This is a genomic window from Pseudomonas sp. IT-P253 (genome assembly GCF_949768125.1).
Taxonomy (GTDB): domain Bacteria; phylum Pseudomonadota; class Gammaproteobacteria; order Pseudomonadales; family Pseudomonadaceae; genus Aquipseudomonas.
The window spans coordinates 216,944-234,577 of the sequence record NZ_CATKPT010000022.1 but is presented as its reverse complement, the minus strand read 5'-3'; the positions used below and the strand labels follow the sequence as shown (position 1 = coordinate 234,577).

The following is a 17,634-nucleotide window of genomic DNA, read 5'->3' as shown; positions in this document are numbered from 1 at the left end:
AATGGCACGGCCCGCTCAAGCGCGCCGTGCCTGTCGCACAACCGTCCATTGAGGTTTACGTCATGCCCCAATTCAACGCCCCGCTACGCGACATGCGCTTTGTCCTGCATGAAGTGTTCGACGCCCCGACCTTGTGGGCGCGCTTGCCGGCCCTGGCCGACACCGTCGATGCCGATACCGCCGACGCCATTCTTGAGGAAGCGGCGAAAGTCACCAGCCACCTGATCGCGCCGTTGAACCGCAGTGGCGACGAAGAAGGCGCGCATTGGGTTTACGGTGAGGTCACGACCCCCGTCGGGTTCAAGCAGGCCTATGCCACCTACATCGAAGGCGGATGGGTGGGCCTGTCCGGCAACACTGAATTCGGCGGCATGGGCATGCCCAAGATGCTGGCCGTGCAGTTTGAAGAAATGCTTTACGGCGCCAACTCGAGCTTTGCGCTGTATTCGGCACTGAGCTCCGGGGCTTGCCTGGCGCTGGATGCCCACGCCAGTGAGACCCTGAAAAACCTGTACCTGCCGCCAATGTATGAAGGCCGCTGGGCCGGTTCCATGTGTCTGACTGAAGCCCATGCCGGCACTGACCTGGGGATTATCCGCACCCGCGCCGAACCTCAGACCGATGGCAGCTACAGACTCACCGGCAGCAAAATCTTCATCACTGGTGGCGATCAGGACCTGACTGAAAACATCATCCATCTGGTGCTGGCCAAACTGCCGGATGCGCCTGCCGGGCCCAAAGGCATCTCGCTGTTTGTGGTCCCCAAAGTGCTGGTCAATACCGACGGCTCCCTCGGTCATGCCAACGCCGTGAGTTGCGGTTCGATCGAACACAAAATGGGCATCAAAGCCTCGGCCACCTGCGTCATGAACTTCGACGGCGCCAGCGGCTGGCTGGTCGGCGAAGCCAATAAAGGCCTGGCGGCGATGTTCACCATGATGAACTACGAACGCCTGTCCATCGGCATTCAGGGCATCGGTTGTGCCGAGGCGTCCTATCAGAGCGCTGTGCGCTATGCACGCGAACGCGTTCAAAGTCGCGCGCCAACCGGTGCCATTGCACCCGATAAAGTGGCCGATCCGATCATCGTCCACCCCGATGTGCGACGCATGCTGCTAAGCATGAAAGCGATGACCGAAGGCGGTCGCGCGTTCGCCAGTTATGTCGGCCAGCAACTCGATCTGGCGAAGTTTTCTGCTGACGCCCAGGAGCGCGACACCGCGCAGTCCCTGGTCGCACTGCTGACGCCGATTGCCAAGGCGTTCTTCACCGACACCGGTCTGGAAAGCTGCATCAACGGTCAGCAAGTGTTCGGTGGCCATGGCTATATCCGCGAATGGGGCCAGGAACAATTGGTCCGTGACGTGCGTATCGCGCAGATCTACGAAGGCACCAACGGCATCCAGGCACTGGACCTGCTCGGGCGCAAAGTGCTGGCTGACAATGGCGTCGCCCTGCGTCAGTTCACCGCTGAAATTCGCCACTTCGCTCATCAGCCCGACGCGCCCTACAGCGCTCAACTGTTCGACGCCGTGCAACGCCTGGAGGACCTGAGCGACTGGCTGCAGGAGCGGGCCACCACCAATCGCAACGAAGTCGGCGCCGCCTCGGTGGAGTATTTGCATCTGTTCGGTTACGTCGCCTACGCCTGGCTTTGGGCGCGCATGGCCCAGGTCGCGCAGAAGAAACACAGCGACGACCCTGAGTTTTACGGCGCAAAGATCGCCACCGCCGACTTCTACATCCACCGCCTGCTGCCGCGCATTTTGAGTCTGGAGCAATCCATTCGCGCCGGCAGTGGCTCGTTGTATGGCCTGAGTGCCGAACAGTTCTAACGATTGAACCGCACGCGGCGTCGCGCTCCTCACTTTTGGCGTTCGCGTTTTTTATCGATAGGCCCTCGCCCATTCGGCGAGGGCTGCGGGACCTGTCTTTGCATAATAAAAACAAAGGAGCTTCACGATGGACCGTCACACCCGCAATCTGGCGACCCGACTGATGCTGGCCGGTGGTGTTATCAGCCTCTCGGCTCCCGCCGCAGCGGATTTTGTCAATGACAGCAAGGCCAGCCTTGAGCTGCGCAACTTCTATTTCAACCGCGACTATCGCCAGGCCAACCCCCCTCAATCCAAACAAGAGGAATGGGCGCAGGGCTTTTTGATGCGCTTCGAATCCGGTTTCACGGAGGGCGTGGTCGGCGTCGGTTTCGATGCCATTGGCCTGCTCGGCGTCAAACTCGACTCCAGCCCCGATCGCGCCGGCTCCGGCCTGCTCAAACGCCACAGCGACACGAGCAAGGGGGCTCAGGACGAGTATGGCGAACTGGGCCTGACCGCCAAAGTACGCGCCTCTAAAAGCGTGCTGAAACTCGGCACGCTGCTGCCCAAACTGCCGACGGTATTGGCCAACGACTCACGACTATTGCCGCAAACCTTCAAGGGCGGTCAGTTGACGTCCCTGGAAGTCGAAGGCTTGACCGTGGATGGCGGGCGACTGACGCAGGTCAACCAGCGCGACTCCTCCAACTATGAGGACATGGGGATCACCCGGACCGGTGCCAAAGGCATTACGACCCGTCATCTGGGCAGCGACAGTTTCGATTTCGCCAGCCTGAATTACAAATGGACCAACAACCTCGCCACGAGCTACAGCTACGGTCATCTCGACAATTTCTACAGTCAGCACATGGTGAACCTGACGTATATGCTGCCAATCACCCCGGGGCAGTCGCTGAAGACCGATCTGCGCTTTGCCCGCTCCACGGATAATGGCGGCAGCAATGTCGACAACAAGGCGTTGGGCGCGATGTTTACCTACAGTCTCGGCGGGAACGCTTTCGGTCTGGGTTATCAAGGCATGAGTGGCGACACCGGTTTCGCCTACATCAATGGCACCGATGCGTTCCTGGTGAACTTCGTGCAGATCGGCGACTTCGCCAGCAAGGATGAAAAGTCCTGGCAGGCGCGTTACGACTACAACTTTGCGGCCCTTGGCGTTCCTGGCCTGACCTTTATGACGCGCTACATCAACGGCGACAATATCGATCTGGGCGGCAATCGCCCGGAAGGCAAGGAATGGGAGCGTGACACCGATATCGGTTACGTCATTCAGGGTGGGCCACTGAAAAACGTCGGGGTGAAATGGCGCAACGCGACGGTTCGCTCGACCAACTTTGGCAGCGACCTGGATGAAAACCGTTTGATCGTCAGTTACACCTTGCCGATCTGGTGAGTCAGTTCAGGCTTCACAAAGGGGGGCTCGCTTGACGGCGCAGTCCCCTTTTTGCTGATGGGTTTGCGCGGCCTCTTCGCGAGCAGGCTCGCTCCCACCCTTGACGAGTTGTCCAATGTGGGAGCGAGCCTGCTCGCGAAGAGGCCCTCAAGGGCACCAAAGATGAGAGTAGGATAAGATGCCTGCAAACCAGGCTCGCCACGAGACGCCCCGCATGACAGATAACAGTCGGAACACTCCCCGCCTGATCAAGAAGTACCCCAATCGCCGGCTGTATGACACTCACACCAGCAGCCATTTGACCCTGGCGGACATACGCCAATTGGTCGTCGATAAAATCGCGTTTCAGGTGGTCGATGCCAAGAGTGGCGAGGATCTGACTCGCAGCATCTTGCTGCAAGTCATTCTGGACGCTGAAAGCGGCGGTGAGCCAATCTTTACCAGCGAGATGCTGATGGGGATCATCCAGTTCTACGGCCCGTATCAGGGTGTACTGGGCAGCTACCTGGACAAGAGCATACAGACCGTCATCGATGTTCAATCCCAGACTGGTGCACAGTCATCCGAGGCCTGGAGCACGTTCATGCACCAGCAAGCGCCGGTGATGCAGGATTTGATGCGCCAGTACGTCGACCAGTCCAAAGCCCTCTATCTGAACACCCAGAACCTGTTCGGCATGTTCGGCGGCAAGCCGGATACCGATTCCGGAACGAAAAAAAATGGCGACGGGGAATAATCCCGTCGCCATCGGTGTTGCCGTACTGATTTGACTTACTTGTTACCGCTGGTGGCCTTGGCGCTTGCTTCCGGGGCGGCTTTTGTGGCGGCGGCAGTCGCGCTCTCGAAACCACTCTGGGCCAAATCGGCAGCCTGTTTCACTGCTTTCTGTGCGCTCTCAAACACCGTACCGGCATTTGCCAGGCCCGACTTGAACGCGGCCACGACAGGCTCGGAGCCGGCCGGTGCATTCTTGCTGATCGCTTCAACGAACTCTTGCACCTGCTGGGTGCCCGCCTCGACCTGACTCGACGTCAGTTTGGCGATGTCCGACTGCGTCCCCACGATCAGCGCTTGAACCTGACGATTGAACTCGGCCAGACGTTCGCTCTGCGCGCTCGGCTGGGTGAAAGAAGCCTGCAGCTCAGCGAACCCTTGTGGATCACGCACAGCCAGCAGCTTGCGGACACCGTCAAAGTGCTCTTCGGTGGAGTCACGCAGTGCCTTGAACTGCAACTGGCTGAGCTGTTCAACACTGGCGAAGACTTTGCCGCTGATTTGCTGAAAAAGATCGAGGTTGGCTTTCTGAGCGGCTTGCAGTTTTTCCGAGTTGAAAAAAGACATGCTTGAATCTCCTGGTACTGGAAGGCCCAGAGGGGCCTGAGGACGCGACAGCGATCCGGCCAGTCATCGCGTTAGCCTTGATATTGCAGTGCACAAAACTATTTGGCAATGTCTATTTTTGTGCGATGCAAAATAAAACTTGTCTGCCCTGCCTCTATTAACGATAAACTCCTGAAAATCGAACGGCCCACCTCACCCTGGTTAAGTAAAGGGATGAACCGGACCGCTCTCCATGTACGGCGTCAGGAGATCACGATGGGTCAGGAAGGAAATATTGCAACGCACGATGACGCGATTTCCACACCCGCGGGCTTGTTCGACCACCTCAATCATCTGCAGCAACTCAATACCCGCAACGTCCTCGACGCCGTGCAAAAGCGCCAGGCAAAAACCTTCGCGCCGTTAAGCCTGGGGCAACTCAGACAGCCAACGTCTGCTGACTGGCAGGAGTACTTCACGGATCTCGGCCAACGCAGCGTGCTGTTCTGGGACACTCTGCGTCAACGCGGTGACAACATGCTTGCGCACGAGCAGGCCGGGTACCCGCTGCTACTGAAGTTCAATCACAAGCGGCTGGTCGCCGGCGAAGACCTGCCGCGCCCGGTCAATTACTCGCTGTTACAGATCCTCGCGGGACCCGGGCAACAGATTGATGCCAAAAAACAGCCAGTGATCATCATCGACCCCCGTGGCGGCCACGGCTCGGGGATCGGCGGCTTCAAGCAGGACTCGGTCATCGGCGAAAGCTTGCGTGCCGGCCACCCCACCTACTTCATATCGTTCAGCCACTCGCCACGCCCTGGGCAAACCCTCGCGGACATCGTTGACGCCCAGGCCCGGTTCATTGAGGTCGTCAGCGAGCGACATCCCGACAGCGCCAAACCTGTGGTAATCGGCAATTGCCAGGCGGGCTGGGCGTTGATGGGGTTGGCGGCCACCCGACCAGAACTGCCAGGGTTGATCATCGTCAACGGTGCGCCATTGTCGTATTGGGCCGGCGTCAATGGCCGCAATCCGATGCGCTACACCGGTGGTTTGCTGGGCGGTGGCTGGATGGCGCGCCTGGGTAGCGACCTGGGCAATAACCGATTCGACGGGACCTGGCTGGTCAGCAATTTCGAAAGCCTGGACCCGGCCAACACCTGGTGGGGCAAGTACTACCACTTGTTCAGTGAAGTCGACAGCGAAGCGGCGCGGTTTCTCGATTTCGAGCGCTGGTGGGGCAGCCCGACCCTGCTCAATGGCGAGGAGATCGAGATGATCGTCGACGACTTGTTCATCGGCAATCAGCTGTCCGGCGGACTCGGGCGTAAAAGCAGCGGGCTTGACCTCAAGCTGATTGAAGTCCCGGTGGTGGTGTTCTGCTCGTATGGCGACAACATCACCTCCCCGCAACAAGCGCTGGACTGGATCACCGACGTGTACCCCAGCGATCTCGCCTTGCAAAATGCCGGACGCACCATCGTTTACTTGCGCCATGCCACTATCGGCCATTTGGGCATCTTCGTTTCCGGCGAAGTGGCCCGGCGTGAGCACCGCGAATTGCTTGGTGCGGTCGACGCAATCAACGCCCTGCCCGCCGGGCTGTATGAAATGCTCATCGATGATCTGCCGGACGCGTCAGGCAGCGCCGATGCGCAGTATGACGTCAGGTTTGAACCCCGCCTGATCGCCGACATCCATGGCGATGTCCAGCCTGCGCGCGACGACGATCGCGAATTCGCGCTGGTCGAACGCGCCTCCGCGATCAACAACAGCCTTTACGACGGGTTCATACGTCCATGGCTGCGCCAATTGATCAATGAACCCAGCGCCGAACTCATGCGCAAGGCGCACCCCTTCCATCAACAGCAAGTGATGTGGAGTAGCTTGAACCCTGCGATGTGGTGGTTGGCAGGAAGCGCCGCGCAAGTGAGCAAGGATCGTCATCCCGCCAGCCCGGATAACCCGTTACTGGCCTGGCAGGCACTGTTTTCCAATCAGATGCAGGATGCCTTGAACGGTTACCGCGATCTGCGCGATGCCGCCCAGGAGATGTGCTTTTACGGCGTGTACGGCGCGCTCAATAGCTTGAGCGGCAACCCGCCCGGGCGAAATCTTCAGGCCCATGCCGAGCAACATGACAAGGCGTTGATCGAGCGTCTGCACGACAACCCGCTGCCGCCAGTGCTGACAGCCACTGCCGCTGAAAACCAGTCCCAGAGCGAGTTGCACACGCCGCTCGACGTTGCGCTACCCAATTTCAACCTGACTCAACCGCCCGCTGAAGTGGAAGCCATCGAAGACGACCTTCCGGCGCCACTCCCTGAACCACTGGCCAAGGTTGCAAGCCCGGTACACAAATCGGCCAAACACAAGAAAGGTGCAAAGAAGCCGCTCTGAATTGCTGACGAGAACCGCGTCAGACCGGCGCGGCCACCTCGATGCCGAACGACTCATCGGCCCGATACTGACCAGGTGTCATGCCAAACCAGCGGCTGCAAGCCTTGTTAAAGCTGCTGTGGTCATGAAAACCAAGGAGATAGGCAACATGCTTCATATTGAAGTGAGAATGGCGCAAATAAAAATCGGCCAACTGCCGACGCACGGCATTCTGCACATCCTTGAATTGCGCCCCGTCCTTTTCCAAAGCACGTTGTAGCGTGCGCTTGCTGATGTTCAACTCAGCGGCAATCGACTCCATATCGCACTGCCTCTGGCCCTGACTCAAGCGCTCGGTAATCAGCGCCCGAATCCTGCCGACAATGGAAAAGCCAAACAGCAGATCCAGTTGCGCCTCGGCAAAACTGTCATGCAACACTGCCAACGCTTCGTTGGCCATGCTCAACGGACGCAGCAGCTCCTGCTCGTCAAACAAAATGCTGTCGTAAGCCGCGTCGAAATGCAGCGCACAGCCAAACAACCGTCGATGCTCGGAAGTGTCTTCAGGTTCGGGATAGGTGAATCCGACACTCAAGGGTTGCGGTGAGTTGCCTCCCGCCAACTTACGGCAGAAGCCCAGCAATGCAGCCAGCCCTGCATCGGTGTATTGGCGAGGTTTAACCGATCCTTTTTGTTGATGATCGAGCCCGGACAGCCGGTAATTCTGCTGTTCCGATGTAAAGAAAAGGCTGAAGCCAGTGCCAATTAATGGACTGAAACGGACCAGGCGCTCAAGGGCTTTTTTCAGGTTCAGGCTGGACATCATGGTGTAGCCGACGATCTGAAAGCTACCGGGGTGGAAACTGCCACAAGCCTTCAAGCCGATGTCTGGATCGCCCGAGGCCTGAGCGGCCAGATCCCATAGTCTGTAGACCGCCCTTCGCTCGCAAAACGCTCCTGGATTGTTCGCGAGATCAATGTCTAGTCCAGCCTCCCGACACAGACTGGCAACATCCAGTCCTTGAACCGAGAGCGTATTTACCAGCACGCTGGCATAGCCTGAACTCATTCTATACATGGCGTCCTCAATGACCTGTGGAACCGAACATCCTGTCCGGAGCCATGACTGATCTACGTTACAGCAAATAGTAATTGCAGGTTTAATTTGAAGAGTTGATCTCAGTATAGGTATTCACGCTTTTTTGCCACGTTCGCCCCCCCCCCGTGACTTCACGCTACCTGTAGCAGCTGCCGAGCCTGCGAGGCTGCGTTCGGCGGCGAAGCCGTCGTAAAACCGGGCTCCTCGGTGTGTCAGGACGATCTCGCATACAGGGTTTACGACGGCTTCGCCGCCGAACGCAGCCTCGCAGGCTCGGCAGCTGCTACACGGGCGATCTCAGTAGCTACCCGTTCTTTTCCAATCCGGGATTGGCACCGTTGGACACCAGACAGTCACCTCTCAACACTTCCGCACACCCAGCCGATACCGAACAATCCTCCCATCTTGCAACGCAATATAAAAAAAGGAAGGGAGTCTATGAAGTCACTTGGTCGTATTGCGTTGGTAACGGGTGGTATGGGTGGGATTGGCACTGCGATAAGCCAACGCCTGTACAAGGAAGGATTCAAAGTCATCGTGGGCTGCAGCTCCGATTCCGCCCGCAAGAACGACTGGATTGCCGCACAGCTGGCGGCGGGTTATCAGTTCGAATGCATCTACGGCGACATCACCGATTGGGAATCGACCCGCAAAGCCTTCGAGCTGGCGCGTGAGCAGTTCGGCCCGATCGATGTGCTGGTCAACAACGCCGGCATCACTCGCGATGCCTCCTTCCGCAAACTCACCCCGGAAGACTGGAACGCCGTAATCGGCACCAACCTGACCGGCCTGTTCAACACCACCAAACAGGTGATTGAAGGCATGTTGGCCAAGGGTTGGGGACGGGTCATCAATATCTCCTCGATCAACGGTCAGCGCGGCCAGTTCGGCCAGACCAACTACAGCGCCGCCAAAGCCGGAATCCATGGCTTCACCATGGCCCTGGCCCGGGAAGTGTCCGGCAAGGGCGTGACCGTCAATACCGTGTCCCCTGGCTACATCCAGACCAGCATGACCGCGTCCATCCGTCCGGACATTCTCGACACCATGATCGCGGCCACTCCGGTCGGACGCCTCGGCCAACCCGAAGAAATCGCCTCCATCGTGGCGTGGCTGGCTTGCGATGAATCGGGCTACAGCACCGGCGCCGACTTCTCGGTCAACGGCGGCATGAACATGCAATAAGCCTGTCGGGGGCATGGACGCCCCACTCCTGCTCGAGACAAATTTAATGAGGTCATGCATGAACGAAGTCGTAATCGTTGCCGCTACGCGCACCGCCATTGGCAGTTTTCAGGGTGCCTTGTCGACGATTCCCGCCACCGAACTGGGGGCCGCGGTGATTCGCAGCCTGCTGGAACAGAGCGGTGTCGAGCCGAGCCAGATCGATGAAGTGATCCTCGGCCAGGTGCTAACCGCAGGGGCGGGCCAAAACCCGGCACGCCAGACCGCGATCAAGGCAGGCCTGCCCTATACCACCCCTGCCCTGACCCTGAACAAGGTCTGCGGCTCCGGGCTCAAGGCTGTGCAGCTCGCGGTCCAGGCAATCCGTTGCGGCGATGCCGAACTGGTGATTGCCGGCGGCCAGGAAAACATGAGCCTGGCCCCTTACGTTCTGCCCAAGGCACGCACTGGCCTGCGGCTGGGTCATGCGCAACTGCAAGACAGCGTGATTCAGGATGGTCTGTGGGACGCCTTCAACGACTACCACATGGGCGTTACCGCTGAGAATCTGGCGAGTCAGTACGAACTCAGTCGTGAAGATCAGGACGCCTTCGCCGCGGCCTCGCAACAGAAAGCCGCTGCCGCCATCGAAGCGGGTTACTTCAAGCGTGAAATCACCCCGATCCTGATTCCTCAGCGCAAGGGCGATCCGCTGGTCTTCGACACCGACGAACAACCTCGCCCGGACAGCACGCTCCAGGCACTCGGCAACCTCAAACCGGCCTTTCAAAAAAATGGCAGCGTGACCGCCGGCAACTCGTCGACCCTCAACGATGGCGCCGCCGTGCTGTTACTGGCCAGCGAAGCCAAGGCCCTGGCACTCGGTTTGCCCGTACTGGCGCGCATCAAGGCTTATGCCAGCGCTGGTGTGGAGCCGTCGATCATGGGCATCGGCCCGGTGCCAGCCACCCGACTGGTCCTGACGAAAGCCGGCTGGAGCCTGGACGACCTCGACCTGATCGAAGCCAACGAAGCCTTCGCTGCGCAGTCATTGGCGGTCGGCAAGGAACTGGGCTGGGACACCAGCAAGGTCAACGTCAACGGTGGCGCAATTGCCTTGGGGCATCCGATCGGCGCATCGGGCGCGCGGATTCTGGTGTCGCTGGTGCACGAGCTGATACGTCGCGACGGCAAGAAAGGCCTGGCCACGCTGTGCATCGGTGGCGGCCAGGGTGTCAGCCTGGTCATCGAACGATAGAAAAAACCCAGGACTGCCTGCTTGACTGCTGACGCGGCGCCGAAGTCCGGCGCCGCATTTTTTTCTGCCCGATTTACTGATGTGGACAAGGAGTTCCATGGACAACAACGCGCATACATTCAATACCTTCTGGTCAGGCCAGGTCCCGTTCATTGCCTCCTTTGCGGTGCAACAATTGCGTCTCTGGGTCAGCACCAATCCGTGGTTTACCGGGCAGGAATACAACGACTGGTTCGATTTGCCGCGCGGCACCCTCGACAGCCTTCAGTCGGACTATCAGATGCAATGGGGCGAACTTGGCCAGCGCCTGCTAAGCGGCCAGCCCTTCACCTTTGAAGATCGACGGTTCGCCAGCGGAAACTGGAGCGCGCCGATGTTCGGCTCCCTTGCGGCGTTTTACCTGCTCAATGCCGGCTTTTTGCTGAAGCTGCTGGACACGTTGCCCATCAAGGAAAAAAAACCGCGTCAGCGCCTGCTGTATCTGGTTGAACAGGCCATTGCTGCCGGCGCACCGAGCAACTTCCTGGCGAGCAACCCCGATGCACTGCAGCGCGTGATCGATACCCAAGGTGGCAGCCTGATCACAGGCCTGTTGCACCTTGCCAGCGACCTGCAGGAAGGCAAGATGCGTCAGTGCGACAGCGGCGCCTTCGAAGTGGGGGTCGACCTGGCCAACACCCCCGGCGAAGTGGTGTTCGAGAATGAACTGTTCCAGCTGATTCAGTACTACCCGCAAAGCGAAACCCAGTACCGGCGCCCGGTGTTTATCGTTCCGCCGGCAATCAACAAGTACTACATCCTCGACCTGCGCCCGGAAAACTCGATGGTTCGCCATCTGCTGCTGCAAGGACACCCGGTGTTTCTGATGTCGTGGCGCAACTTCGATCAGGAACACGCCGATACCACCTGGGATGACCTGATCGAAACCGGCATCATCAAAGGCTTGCAGGTAACCCGTGAGATCAACGGCGAGCAACGGCCCAACTGCGTGGGTTTCTGCATCGGCGGCACGCTGCTGAGCTCGGCGCTGGCCGTGCTGGCAGCCCGTGGCGACAAAGACATCGCCAGCGTGAGCCTGCTCACCACCTTCCTCGATTACCTCGATACCGGCCCCATCGACATCTTTGTCGACGAACAATTGGTGGCCTACCGCGAGCGCACCATCGGCGGCCTGAATGGCCCCATCGGTCTGTTCAGGGGCGAAGACATGGGCAACACCTTCTCGCTGCTGCGCCCCAACGACTTGTGGTGGAACTACAACGTCGACAAATACCTCAAGGGCCAAAAACCAACCGCCCTCGACCTGCTGTACTGGAACAACGACAGCACCAACCTTCCCGGACCGATGTACTGCTGGTATTTACGCCACACCTATTTGCAGAACGACCTGAAATCCGGCGAGCTGGATTGCTGCGGGGTGAAACTGGACCTGCGCACCATCGACGCCCCCGCCTACATCCTCGCCACCCACGACGATCACATCGTGCCCTGGAAAAGCGCTTACGCCAGCACCGAACTGCTGTCCGGCACCAAACGCTTTGTGCTGGGCGCTTCGGGCCATATTGCCGGGGTGATAAACCCTCCGGCCAAGGAAAAGCGTCACTACTGGACCAACAACCGGATTACGAAGAACCCTGAAACCTGGTTCAAGAACGCCCAGCAACACCCCGGCAGCTGGTGGAACGACTGGTTCGCCTGGCTGGCCGAACACGCCGGCGAACGCCAGCCCTCGGTAGTGCAAACCGGAAACGTCCAGTACCCGGCACTGGAACCAGCACCCGGGCGTTATGTCATGCAATGAGGCTCAGCTGCAGGAGAAGGGGTAGACAGCTCAAGATCAACAGCTTCGCGAGCAGGCTCGCTCCCTGTATGTGTAGGAGCGAGCTTGCTCGCGATGAACTCGATGGCGACGCATTTTTCCAGACAGCACGCGTTATCGTTCACGTCCATCGCGAGCAAGCCCGCTCCTACAGTGGATATTGGATCGGCGTATGGCTTTTGATTCTCACCACACATCAAGAGCGTTTGGTTACTTTGCGCTTTTCAAAGTGACCCGCCGTAAGGGCGGAACCAATAGCCGCCGCAACCAAAAAATCGGATATCCCCCCAACCCCCCAGCGAATCAAATCACACAATTTAACCGTTATTTTCACATTTTTTTCTCATTTCAAACTCTACATTCGCCGCGCCTCAAACATGCAAATGATTCGTATTGATCTACAATAATCGACGACCTTCCCCGTCGAATCTGTCAAATCTGTAGCACGATTCTAAAAAAACTGGAGCTGTCAGCGCATGAATTTCCCCCTGCCCTCTTTCCTGAAAAAAGCCCTGCTGGTCACCGCCCTGTTGAGCGCCGGTCATGTGTATGCCGAAGATACCGACGGCATCGTGGTCTACAACGCCCAACACGAAAGCCTGACCAAAGCCTGGATCGATGGCTTTACCAAGGAAACCGGGATAAAAGTCACCGTACGCAACGGCGATGACACCGAGATGGGCAACCAGATCGTGCAGGAAGGCGCCGCCTCGCCGGCAGACGTGTTCCTCACCGAAAACTCCCCGGCGATGGTGCTGGTCGACAACGCGGGCCTGTTTACACCGGTTGCGCCGACCACCCTGGAACAGGTGGGCGCCGCCTACCGTCCGGCACATGGCAAATGGGTGGGCATCGCAGCGCGCTCCACCGTTTTCGTCTACAACCCGAGCAAACTGCCAGAAGCCGATTTGCCCAAGTCGCTGATGGACCTCGCCTCCCCGCGCTGGAAAGGTCGCTGGGGTGTTTCACCTGCAGGCGCTGACTTCCAGGCCATTGTCGCCGCCGTGCTCGAACTCAAGGGCGAAGCCGCCACTCTCGAGTGGTTGAAAGCGATGAAAGCCAATGCCACCGCCTACCGGGGCAACAGCGCAGTGCTCAAAGCGGTGAATGCCGGGCAGATCGACAGTGGCGTGATCTATCACTATTACCACTTCGGCGACCAGGCCAAGACCGGCGAAAACAGCAATAACGCCGCGCTGTACTACTTCAAACACAAAGACCCTGGAGCATTTGTCAGCGTGTCGGGCGGCGGCGTGCTGGCTTCCAGCAAACACAAGGAACAAGCACAGGCGTTCCTCAAGTGGATTACCGGCAAAGACGGCCAGGCAGTCCTCAAGAACGGCAAATCGTTTGAATACGCCGTGGGCCAGAACGCTCAATCCAACCCAAAACTGGTGCCCTTGCAGCAGCTCGACGCGCCGACTGTCGATGCCTCCAAACTCGACAGCAAAAAAGCCGTGGAACTGATGACTCAGGCGGGACTGCTTTAATTGATCCCTGAAACCTTACCGGCGGGTGTCGCCGAGGCGATACCCGCGAACTTGCGACGACGCTCCCGCGGTCTCTTTGCGGGCCGCGGCGGCGCGTGGGTGACCGGTATGTCGGTGCTGGTTTCACTCCTGGCACTGCTGCCGATTGCATTCGTGATCGGCGTGTCCTTCCAGACAGGCTGGGCAACCCTTGTGACGCTGGTATGGCGGCCACGAGTCGGCGAGTTGCTGATCAACACCGTATTGCTGGTGGTGATCACCATTCCCTTGTGCGTCGCACTCGGCGTGGCGTTGGCGTGGCTGACAGAACGCACCAACCTGCCGGGGCGGCGCTGGTGGTCGTTGCTGGCAACTGCGCCGCTGGCGGTCCCCGCCTTCGTTCACAGCTACGCCTGGGTCAGCCTGGTGCCACCGATCAATGGGCTGTTTGCCGGGGTTCTGGTCTCGGTCATCGCCTACTTCCCGTTTCTGTACCTGCCGGTTGCTGCGACGTTGCGCCGGCTTGATCCGGCAATCGAAGATGTCGGTGAGTCACTGGGGCTCAAGCCTTGGGCGGTGTTTTTTCGCGTAGTGTTGCCGCAATTGAGGCTGGCAATCTGCGGCGGCGCGCTGTTGGTGGGTCTGCACCTGCTGGCGGAATATGGCCTGTACGCGATGATTCGCTTCGACACCTTCACCACGGCGATCTTCGACCAATTCAAATCCACCTTCAACGGGCCCGCCGCCAACATGCTGGCCGGGATTCTGGCGCTGTGTTGCCTGGCAATGCTCACCGCTGAATCGGCGGCTCGCGGCAATGCGCGTTATGCCAGGGTGGGGCCAGGAAGTGCACGGGAGCAGCGAATCGTGCACCTCGGCAGCACGACCACCGCGCTGGCGCTGACCTTGCAGATCGTGACCTGTGCACTGGCGCTCGGCGTGCCATTGATTACCTTGGGCAAATGGCTGATCGCGGGCGGATCGCACGTCTGGGAGTCCGCCGATTTGCTGCCGGCACTGGAGCAGACGCTGCTGTTAGGGGCCGCGGGTGCGGTGTTGACCACCTGTGCGGCGATCCCGATTGCCTGGTTGTCGATTCGCTCGCCAGGGCGGTTGCAACGGATTTTGGAAAGCTGCAACTACATCACCAGTTCGCTGCCCGGGATTGTCGTCGCCCTGGCCTTGGTGACGTTTACGATCCATGTTGCCCGACCGATTTACCAGACCACGATCACGGTGTTGCTGGCGTATCTGCTGATGTTTTTGCCCCGTGCCCTGGTGAGTCTGCGTGCGGGTATCGCACAGGCCCCGGTGGAACTGGAAAATATGGCCCGTAGCCTCGGGCGCTCGCCGGCTCGGGCGCTGTGGCTGATCACCCTGCGACTGGCCGCGCCTGGCGCTGCAGCCGGTGCTGCGCTGGTGTTCCTGGCGATTACCAATGAACTGACGGCCACGCTGCTGCTCGCCCCCAACGGCACGCGGACCCTGGCAACCGGTTTTTGGGCGATGACCAGCGAAATCGATTATGCCGCCGCAGCGCCTTATGCCTTGCTGATGGTTTTGCTGTCGCTTCCGTTGACCGGGCTTCTTTATCATCAATCCAAACGAACGGCAGGCCGATGAACGCTCTTGAACTGCACTCGATCTCTAAGTCCTACGGTTCATATCGAGCCCTGGATAACATCAGCCTGTCCGTACCCACTGGCAGCCGGACCGTCATCGTCGGCCCTTCAGGTTCCGGCAAGACCACCTTGCTGCGGATGATCGCCGGCTTCGAATTCCCCGATTCCGGCCGCCTGTCGCTCAACGGGCAGACGCTCGTCGACGGCACGCATGAGGTGCCAGCGCATCAACGATTGATTGGCTATGTTCCGCAGGACGGTGCGCTCTTTCCGCACATGACCGTGGCGGCCAACATCGGTTTCGGGCTGTCGACCAAGGGGGTCGAAAAACAGGAGCGCATTGCCGAGTTGATGGACAGTGTTGCCCTGGACTCGAACATGGCTAATCGCTGGCCCCACGAACTCTCGGGCGGTCAGCAGCAACGTGTGGCGCTGGCGCGGGCCTTGGCACAACAGCCGCGCTTGATGCTACTGGACGAACCGTTTTCCGCACTCGATACGGGGTTGCGCGCCGCCATGCGAAAATTGGTCGCGCGACTGCTGGCCGATACTGGCGTCACCACCATTCTGGTCACCCATGACCAGAGCGAAGCGTTGTCGTTCGCCGATCAACTGGCTGTGATGCGCCAGGGGCGACTGGTACAGTCAGGGCATCCGCTGGATCTCTACCGGTATCCCGACGACGAGCAAACCGCGTTGTTTCTCGGCGAAGCCGTGGTTATGCCCGCCAGAATCGAAGCTGGCTGGGCTCATTGCGATCTGGGACGGGTACCGGTCAACAACCACAGGAATAACCTTAGCGCACAGATCATGTTGCGACCCGAGCAACTCCAGGTCAGCAACCCAACGACTGGCGCGGAGCATCCGCAAGGCTGTAAAGGCGTGGTGACAGACCGCGATTTCGGTGGCAACACCTGCACCTTGACCGTGGAACTGGAGTCTCTGCTCGCCGACAACACGTCGGGGCGCTCGATACTGGTGCGCAGTTCCGGCCTGCACGCTCCGCCTGCGGGGAGCACGGTTCACGTTTCGACGATTGGCCACGCCCACGTACTGAGAGAACCTTGAACCGTACCCTTCAAAGATCGAAGCGATCAACCGCTCGACGCCGCTCGTTGTCATCGCGCACATCGTAGTTGGCCGTCGTCTGGATATTGCTGTGATGGGCGAGCTTTTGCGCGATCGACAAATCGTGCTCTTCAATCACTCGGGTAATGAATGAGCGCCGAAAATCATGCGGCATGATCTTCACCCCCACCTGCGCGCCCCTCTGCCGGGCAATGTAATAGATCGCATGTTTGGTGATGCGCTCGCGGGTGATGTGGCTGCCACGACGGATCCGGTTGAACAGGAACGGATCATCGTCCTGCCCCTCCCCCAGTAGCGAACGCCGCAGCTCCAGCCAGGCATCCAGCTTGGCAAAAGCCCAGGCGGGTGCGTACTTGATCAATTGTTTGTTGCCCTTGGCAGTCACCCGCAGGCTGCGCTCGGTGAAATCGACCTGATCAAGGTCCAAGTTCACCGATTCGGATTTACGCATTCCCGAACCGTACAAAATACCGATGATCGCCGCATCCCGCAGGCCTTGTGGCCGTGGATCGGCGGCGCAGACCGCCATCAATTCCTGGATCAGCGTGCGCTTGAGATTGCGGCCCTGGGACAATCGCGTGCCGGCAATGCCCTTCACCGAGCGCATTTTCAGCAAGTGCTCCTGACTGATCAGGCTCATGCGCCACGCTTCATTCATCACCCCGCGCAGCGCGTTGACGTACAAGGATGACGTGTTCGGCGCGTAGCCGTCCTCGCGCAGGGTCGCCACCAGCGCCACGACGTTTTCAGGCTGAAGTGCGTGCCAGGGTATTTCCTCGACGTTCATGTCTTCGAAGCCCAGGCGGTCAGCGGCATCCTGCAAAATGTAGCGCATGGTCAGCTGGCTGGAGGGAGCAAGTCGCGCCAGGTACAGAGTCAGCGGATTGGTCTTGGCAGCACTTGAATCAGCGACAGGTAAGTCAATCAAACGTAACAGCCTTGAGTGAAAACAGCTTATTAAAACAACTAAGGATGGAAACATCCTTCATATAAAACAGAGTAATTCCGTAGGACGTTTCTACACAAAGGGCGTGATGAGCGGCAGAAGTCTGAACATTCGCTTAATCGTCCTCAGATAAATGATTCCCCGACCGGTTTTTCATGTTCCTTTCACAAAATTGGGCCTAATCTCAGAGGATTACGCGCGACCCCTGCGAGGCTCCAACCTGCCGCTCATAGCA

At 59.0% G+C, this 17,634-nt stretch carries 13 protein-coding genes; 10 read left to right on the top strand and 3 right to left on the bottom strand.

Going from position 1 to position 17,634, the window contains the following annotated elements; all coding sequences use genetic code 11:
• The first annotated feature begins 62 nt into the window (after positions 1 to 62).
• From ACM6IR_RS13800 to phaR, 3 genes are all read left to right on the top strand, one after another.
• Positions 63 to 1,835 (top strand): acyl-CoA dehydrogenase C-terminal domain-containing protein, encoded by a 1,773-nt coding sequence (locus tag ACM6IR_RS13800; protein WP_414908219.1) that lies wholly within the window; start codon positions 63 to 65, stop codon positions 1,833 to 1,835.
• Positions 1,836 to 1,962: 127 nt separating this feature from the next.
• Positions 1,963 to 3,231, top strand: a complete 1,269-nt coding sequence (locus ACM6IR_RS13795; protein WP_414908218.1) for an OprD family porin — start codon at positions 1,963 to 1,965, stop codon at positions 3,229 to 3,231.
• A 214-nt stretch (positions 3,232 to 3,445) separates the two neighbouring features.
• Positions 3,446 to 3,967, top strand: coding sequence for a polyhydroxyalkanoate synthesis repressor PhaR (gene phaR / locus ACM6IR_RS13790; RefSeq protein ID WP_414908217.1), 522 nt, complete (start codon positions 3,446 to 3,448; stop codon positions 3,965 to 3,967).
• A gap of 35 nt (positions 3,968 to 4,002) precedes the next feature.
• Here phaR and phaP read toward each other — a convergent pair whose 3' ends face one another.
• Positions 4,003 to 4,572, bottom strand: a complete 570-nt coding sequence (phaP, locus tag ACM6IR_RS13785; RefSeq protein WP_414908216.1) for a TIGR01841 family phasin — start codon at positions 4,570 to 4,572, stop codon at positions 4,003 to 4,005.
• 255 nt (positions 4,573 to 4,827) lie between these two features.
• Here phaP and ACM6IR_RS13780 point away from each other — a divergent pair, with 255 nt between their 5' ends.
• Positions 4,828 to 6,954: a DUF3141 domain-containing protein gene (locus tag ACM6IR_RS13780; RefSeq protein ID WP_414908215.1), complete on the top strand. Its 2,127-nt coding sequence runs from the start codon at positions 4,828 to 4,830 to the stop codon at positions 6,952 to 6,954.
• 19 nt (positions 6,955 to 6,973) lie between these two features.
• On the opposite strand, the gene ACM6IR_RS13775 is transcribed toward ACM6IR_RS13780, so the two are convergent.
• On the bottom strand, positions 6,974 to 8,011 hold the full coding sequence (locus ACM6IR_RS13775) for an AraC family transcriptional regulator (RefSeq protein WP_414908214.1): 1,038 nt from the start codon (positions 8,009 to 8,011) through the stop codon (positions 6,974 to 6,976).
• 459 nt (positions 8,012 to 8,470) lie between these two features.
• On the opposite strand from ACM6IR_RS13775, the gene phbB reads away from it, so the two are divergent.
• The 6 genes from phbB (at position 8,471) to ACM6IR_RS13745 (ending at position 16,432) form a co-directional block, all read left to right on the top strand.
• On the top strand, positions 8,471 to 9,217 hold the full coding sequence (gene phbB, locus ACM6IR_RS13770) for an acetoacetyl-CoA reductase (RefSeq protein ID WP_414908213.1): 747 nt from the start codon (positions 8,471 to 8,473) through the stop codon (positions 9,215 to 9,217).
• Positions 9,218 to 9,275: 58 nt separating this feature from the next.
• Positions 9,276 to 10,454 (top strand): acetyl-CoA C-acetyltransferase, encoded by a 1,179-nt coding sequence (locus tag ACM6IR_RS13765; protein ID WP_414908212.1) that lies wholly within the window; start codon positions 9,276 to 9,278, stop codon positions 10,452 to 10,454.
• Positions 10,455 to 10,551: 97 nt separating this feature from the next.
• Positions 10,552 to 12,255, top strand: a complete 1,704-nt coding sequence (gene phaC / locus ACM6IR_RS13760; RefSeq protein ID WP_414908211.1) for a class I poly(R)-hydroxyalkanoic acid synthase — start codon at positions 10,552 to 10,554, stop codon at positions 12,253 to 12,255.
• Between the two features lie 494 nt (positions 12,256 to 12,749).
• Positions 12,750 to 13,763 (top strand): iron ABC transporter substrate-binding protein, encoded by a 1,014-nt coding sequence (locus ACM6IR_RS13755; protein WP_414908210.1) that lies wholly within the window; start codon positions 12,750 to 12,752, stop codon positions 13,761 to 13,763.
• Between the two features lie 3 nt (positions 13,764 to 13,766).
• Positions 13,767 to 15,365, top strand: coding sequence for an ABC transporter permease (locus ACM6IR_RS13750; protein ID WP_414908362.1), 1,599 nt, complete (start codon positions 13,767 to 13,769; stop codon positions 15,363 to 15,365).
• Positions 15,362 to 16,432, top strand: a complete 1,071-nt coding sequence (locus tag ACM6IR_RS13745; RefSeq protein WP_414908209.1) for an ABC transporter ATP-binding protein — start codon at positions 15,362 to 15,364, stop codon at positions 16,430 to 16,432. The genes ACM6IR_RS13750 and ACM6IR_RS13745 overlap by 4 nt, the downstream gene beginning before the upstream one ends.
• A gap of 10 nt (positions 16,433 to 16,442) precedes the next feature.
• Here the strand turns inward: ACM6IR_RS13745 and xerC are convergent, their stop codons facing one another.
• Positions 16,443 to 17,381, bottom strand: coding sequence for a site-specific integrase (gene xerC / locus ACM6IR_RS13740; protein ID WP_414908208.1), 939 nt, complete (start codon positions 17,379 to 17,381; stop codon positions 16,443 to 16,445).
• Positions 17,382 to 17,634 lie beyond the last annotated feature (253 nt).

Bases quoted from the DNA above. Each gene is read 5' to 3' on its own strand.
- ACM6IR_RS13800 (WP_414908219.1), top strand. From the start codon at position 63: ATGCCCCAATTCAACGCCCCGCTACGCGACATGCGCTTTGTCCTGCAT.
- ACM6IR_RS13795 (WP_414908218.1), top strand. From the start codon at position 1,963: ATGGACCGTCACACCCGCAATCTGGCGACCCGACTGATGCTGGCCGGT.
- phaR (WP_414908217.1), top strand. From the start codon at position 3,446: ATGACAGATAACAGTCGGAACACTCCCCGCCTGATCAAGAAGTACCCC.
- phaP (WP_414908216.1), bottom strand. From the start codon at position 4,572: ATGTCTTTTTTCAACTCGGAAAAACTGCAAGCCGCTCAGAAAGCCAAC.
- ACM6IR_RS13780 (WP_414908215.1), top strand. From the start codon at position 4,828: ATGGGTCAGGAAGGAAATATTGCAACGCACGATGACGCGATTTCCACA.
- ACM6IR_RS13775 (WP_414908214.1), bottom strand. From the start codon at position 8,011: ATGTATAGAATGAGTTCAGGCTATGCCAGCGTGCTGGTAAATACGCTC.
- phbB (WP_414908213.1), top strand. From the start codon at position 8,471: ATGAAGTCACTTGGTCGTATTGCGTTGGTAACGGGTGGTATGGGTGGG.
- ACM6IR_RS13765 (WP_414908212.1), top strand. From the start codon at position 9,276: ATGAACGAAGTCGTAATCGTTGCCGCTACGCGCACCGCCATTGGCAGT.
- phaC (WP_414908211.1), top strand. From the start codon at position 10,552: ATGGACAACAACGCGCATACATTCAATACCTTCTGGTCAGGCCAGGTC.
- ACM6IR_RS13755 (WP_414908210.1), top strand. From the start codon at position 12,750: ATGAATTTCCCCCTGCCCTCTTTCCTGAAAAAAGCCCTGCTGGTCACC.
- ACM6IR_RS13745 (WP_414908209.1), top strand. From the start codon at position 15,362: ATGAACGCTCTTGAACTGCACTCGATCTCTAAGTCCTACGGTTCATAT.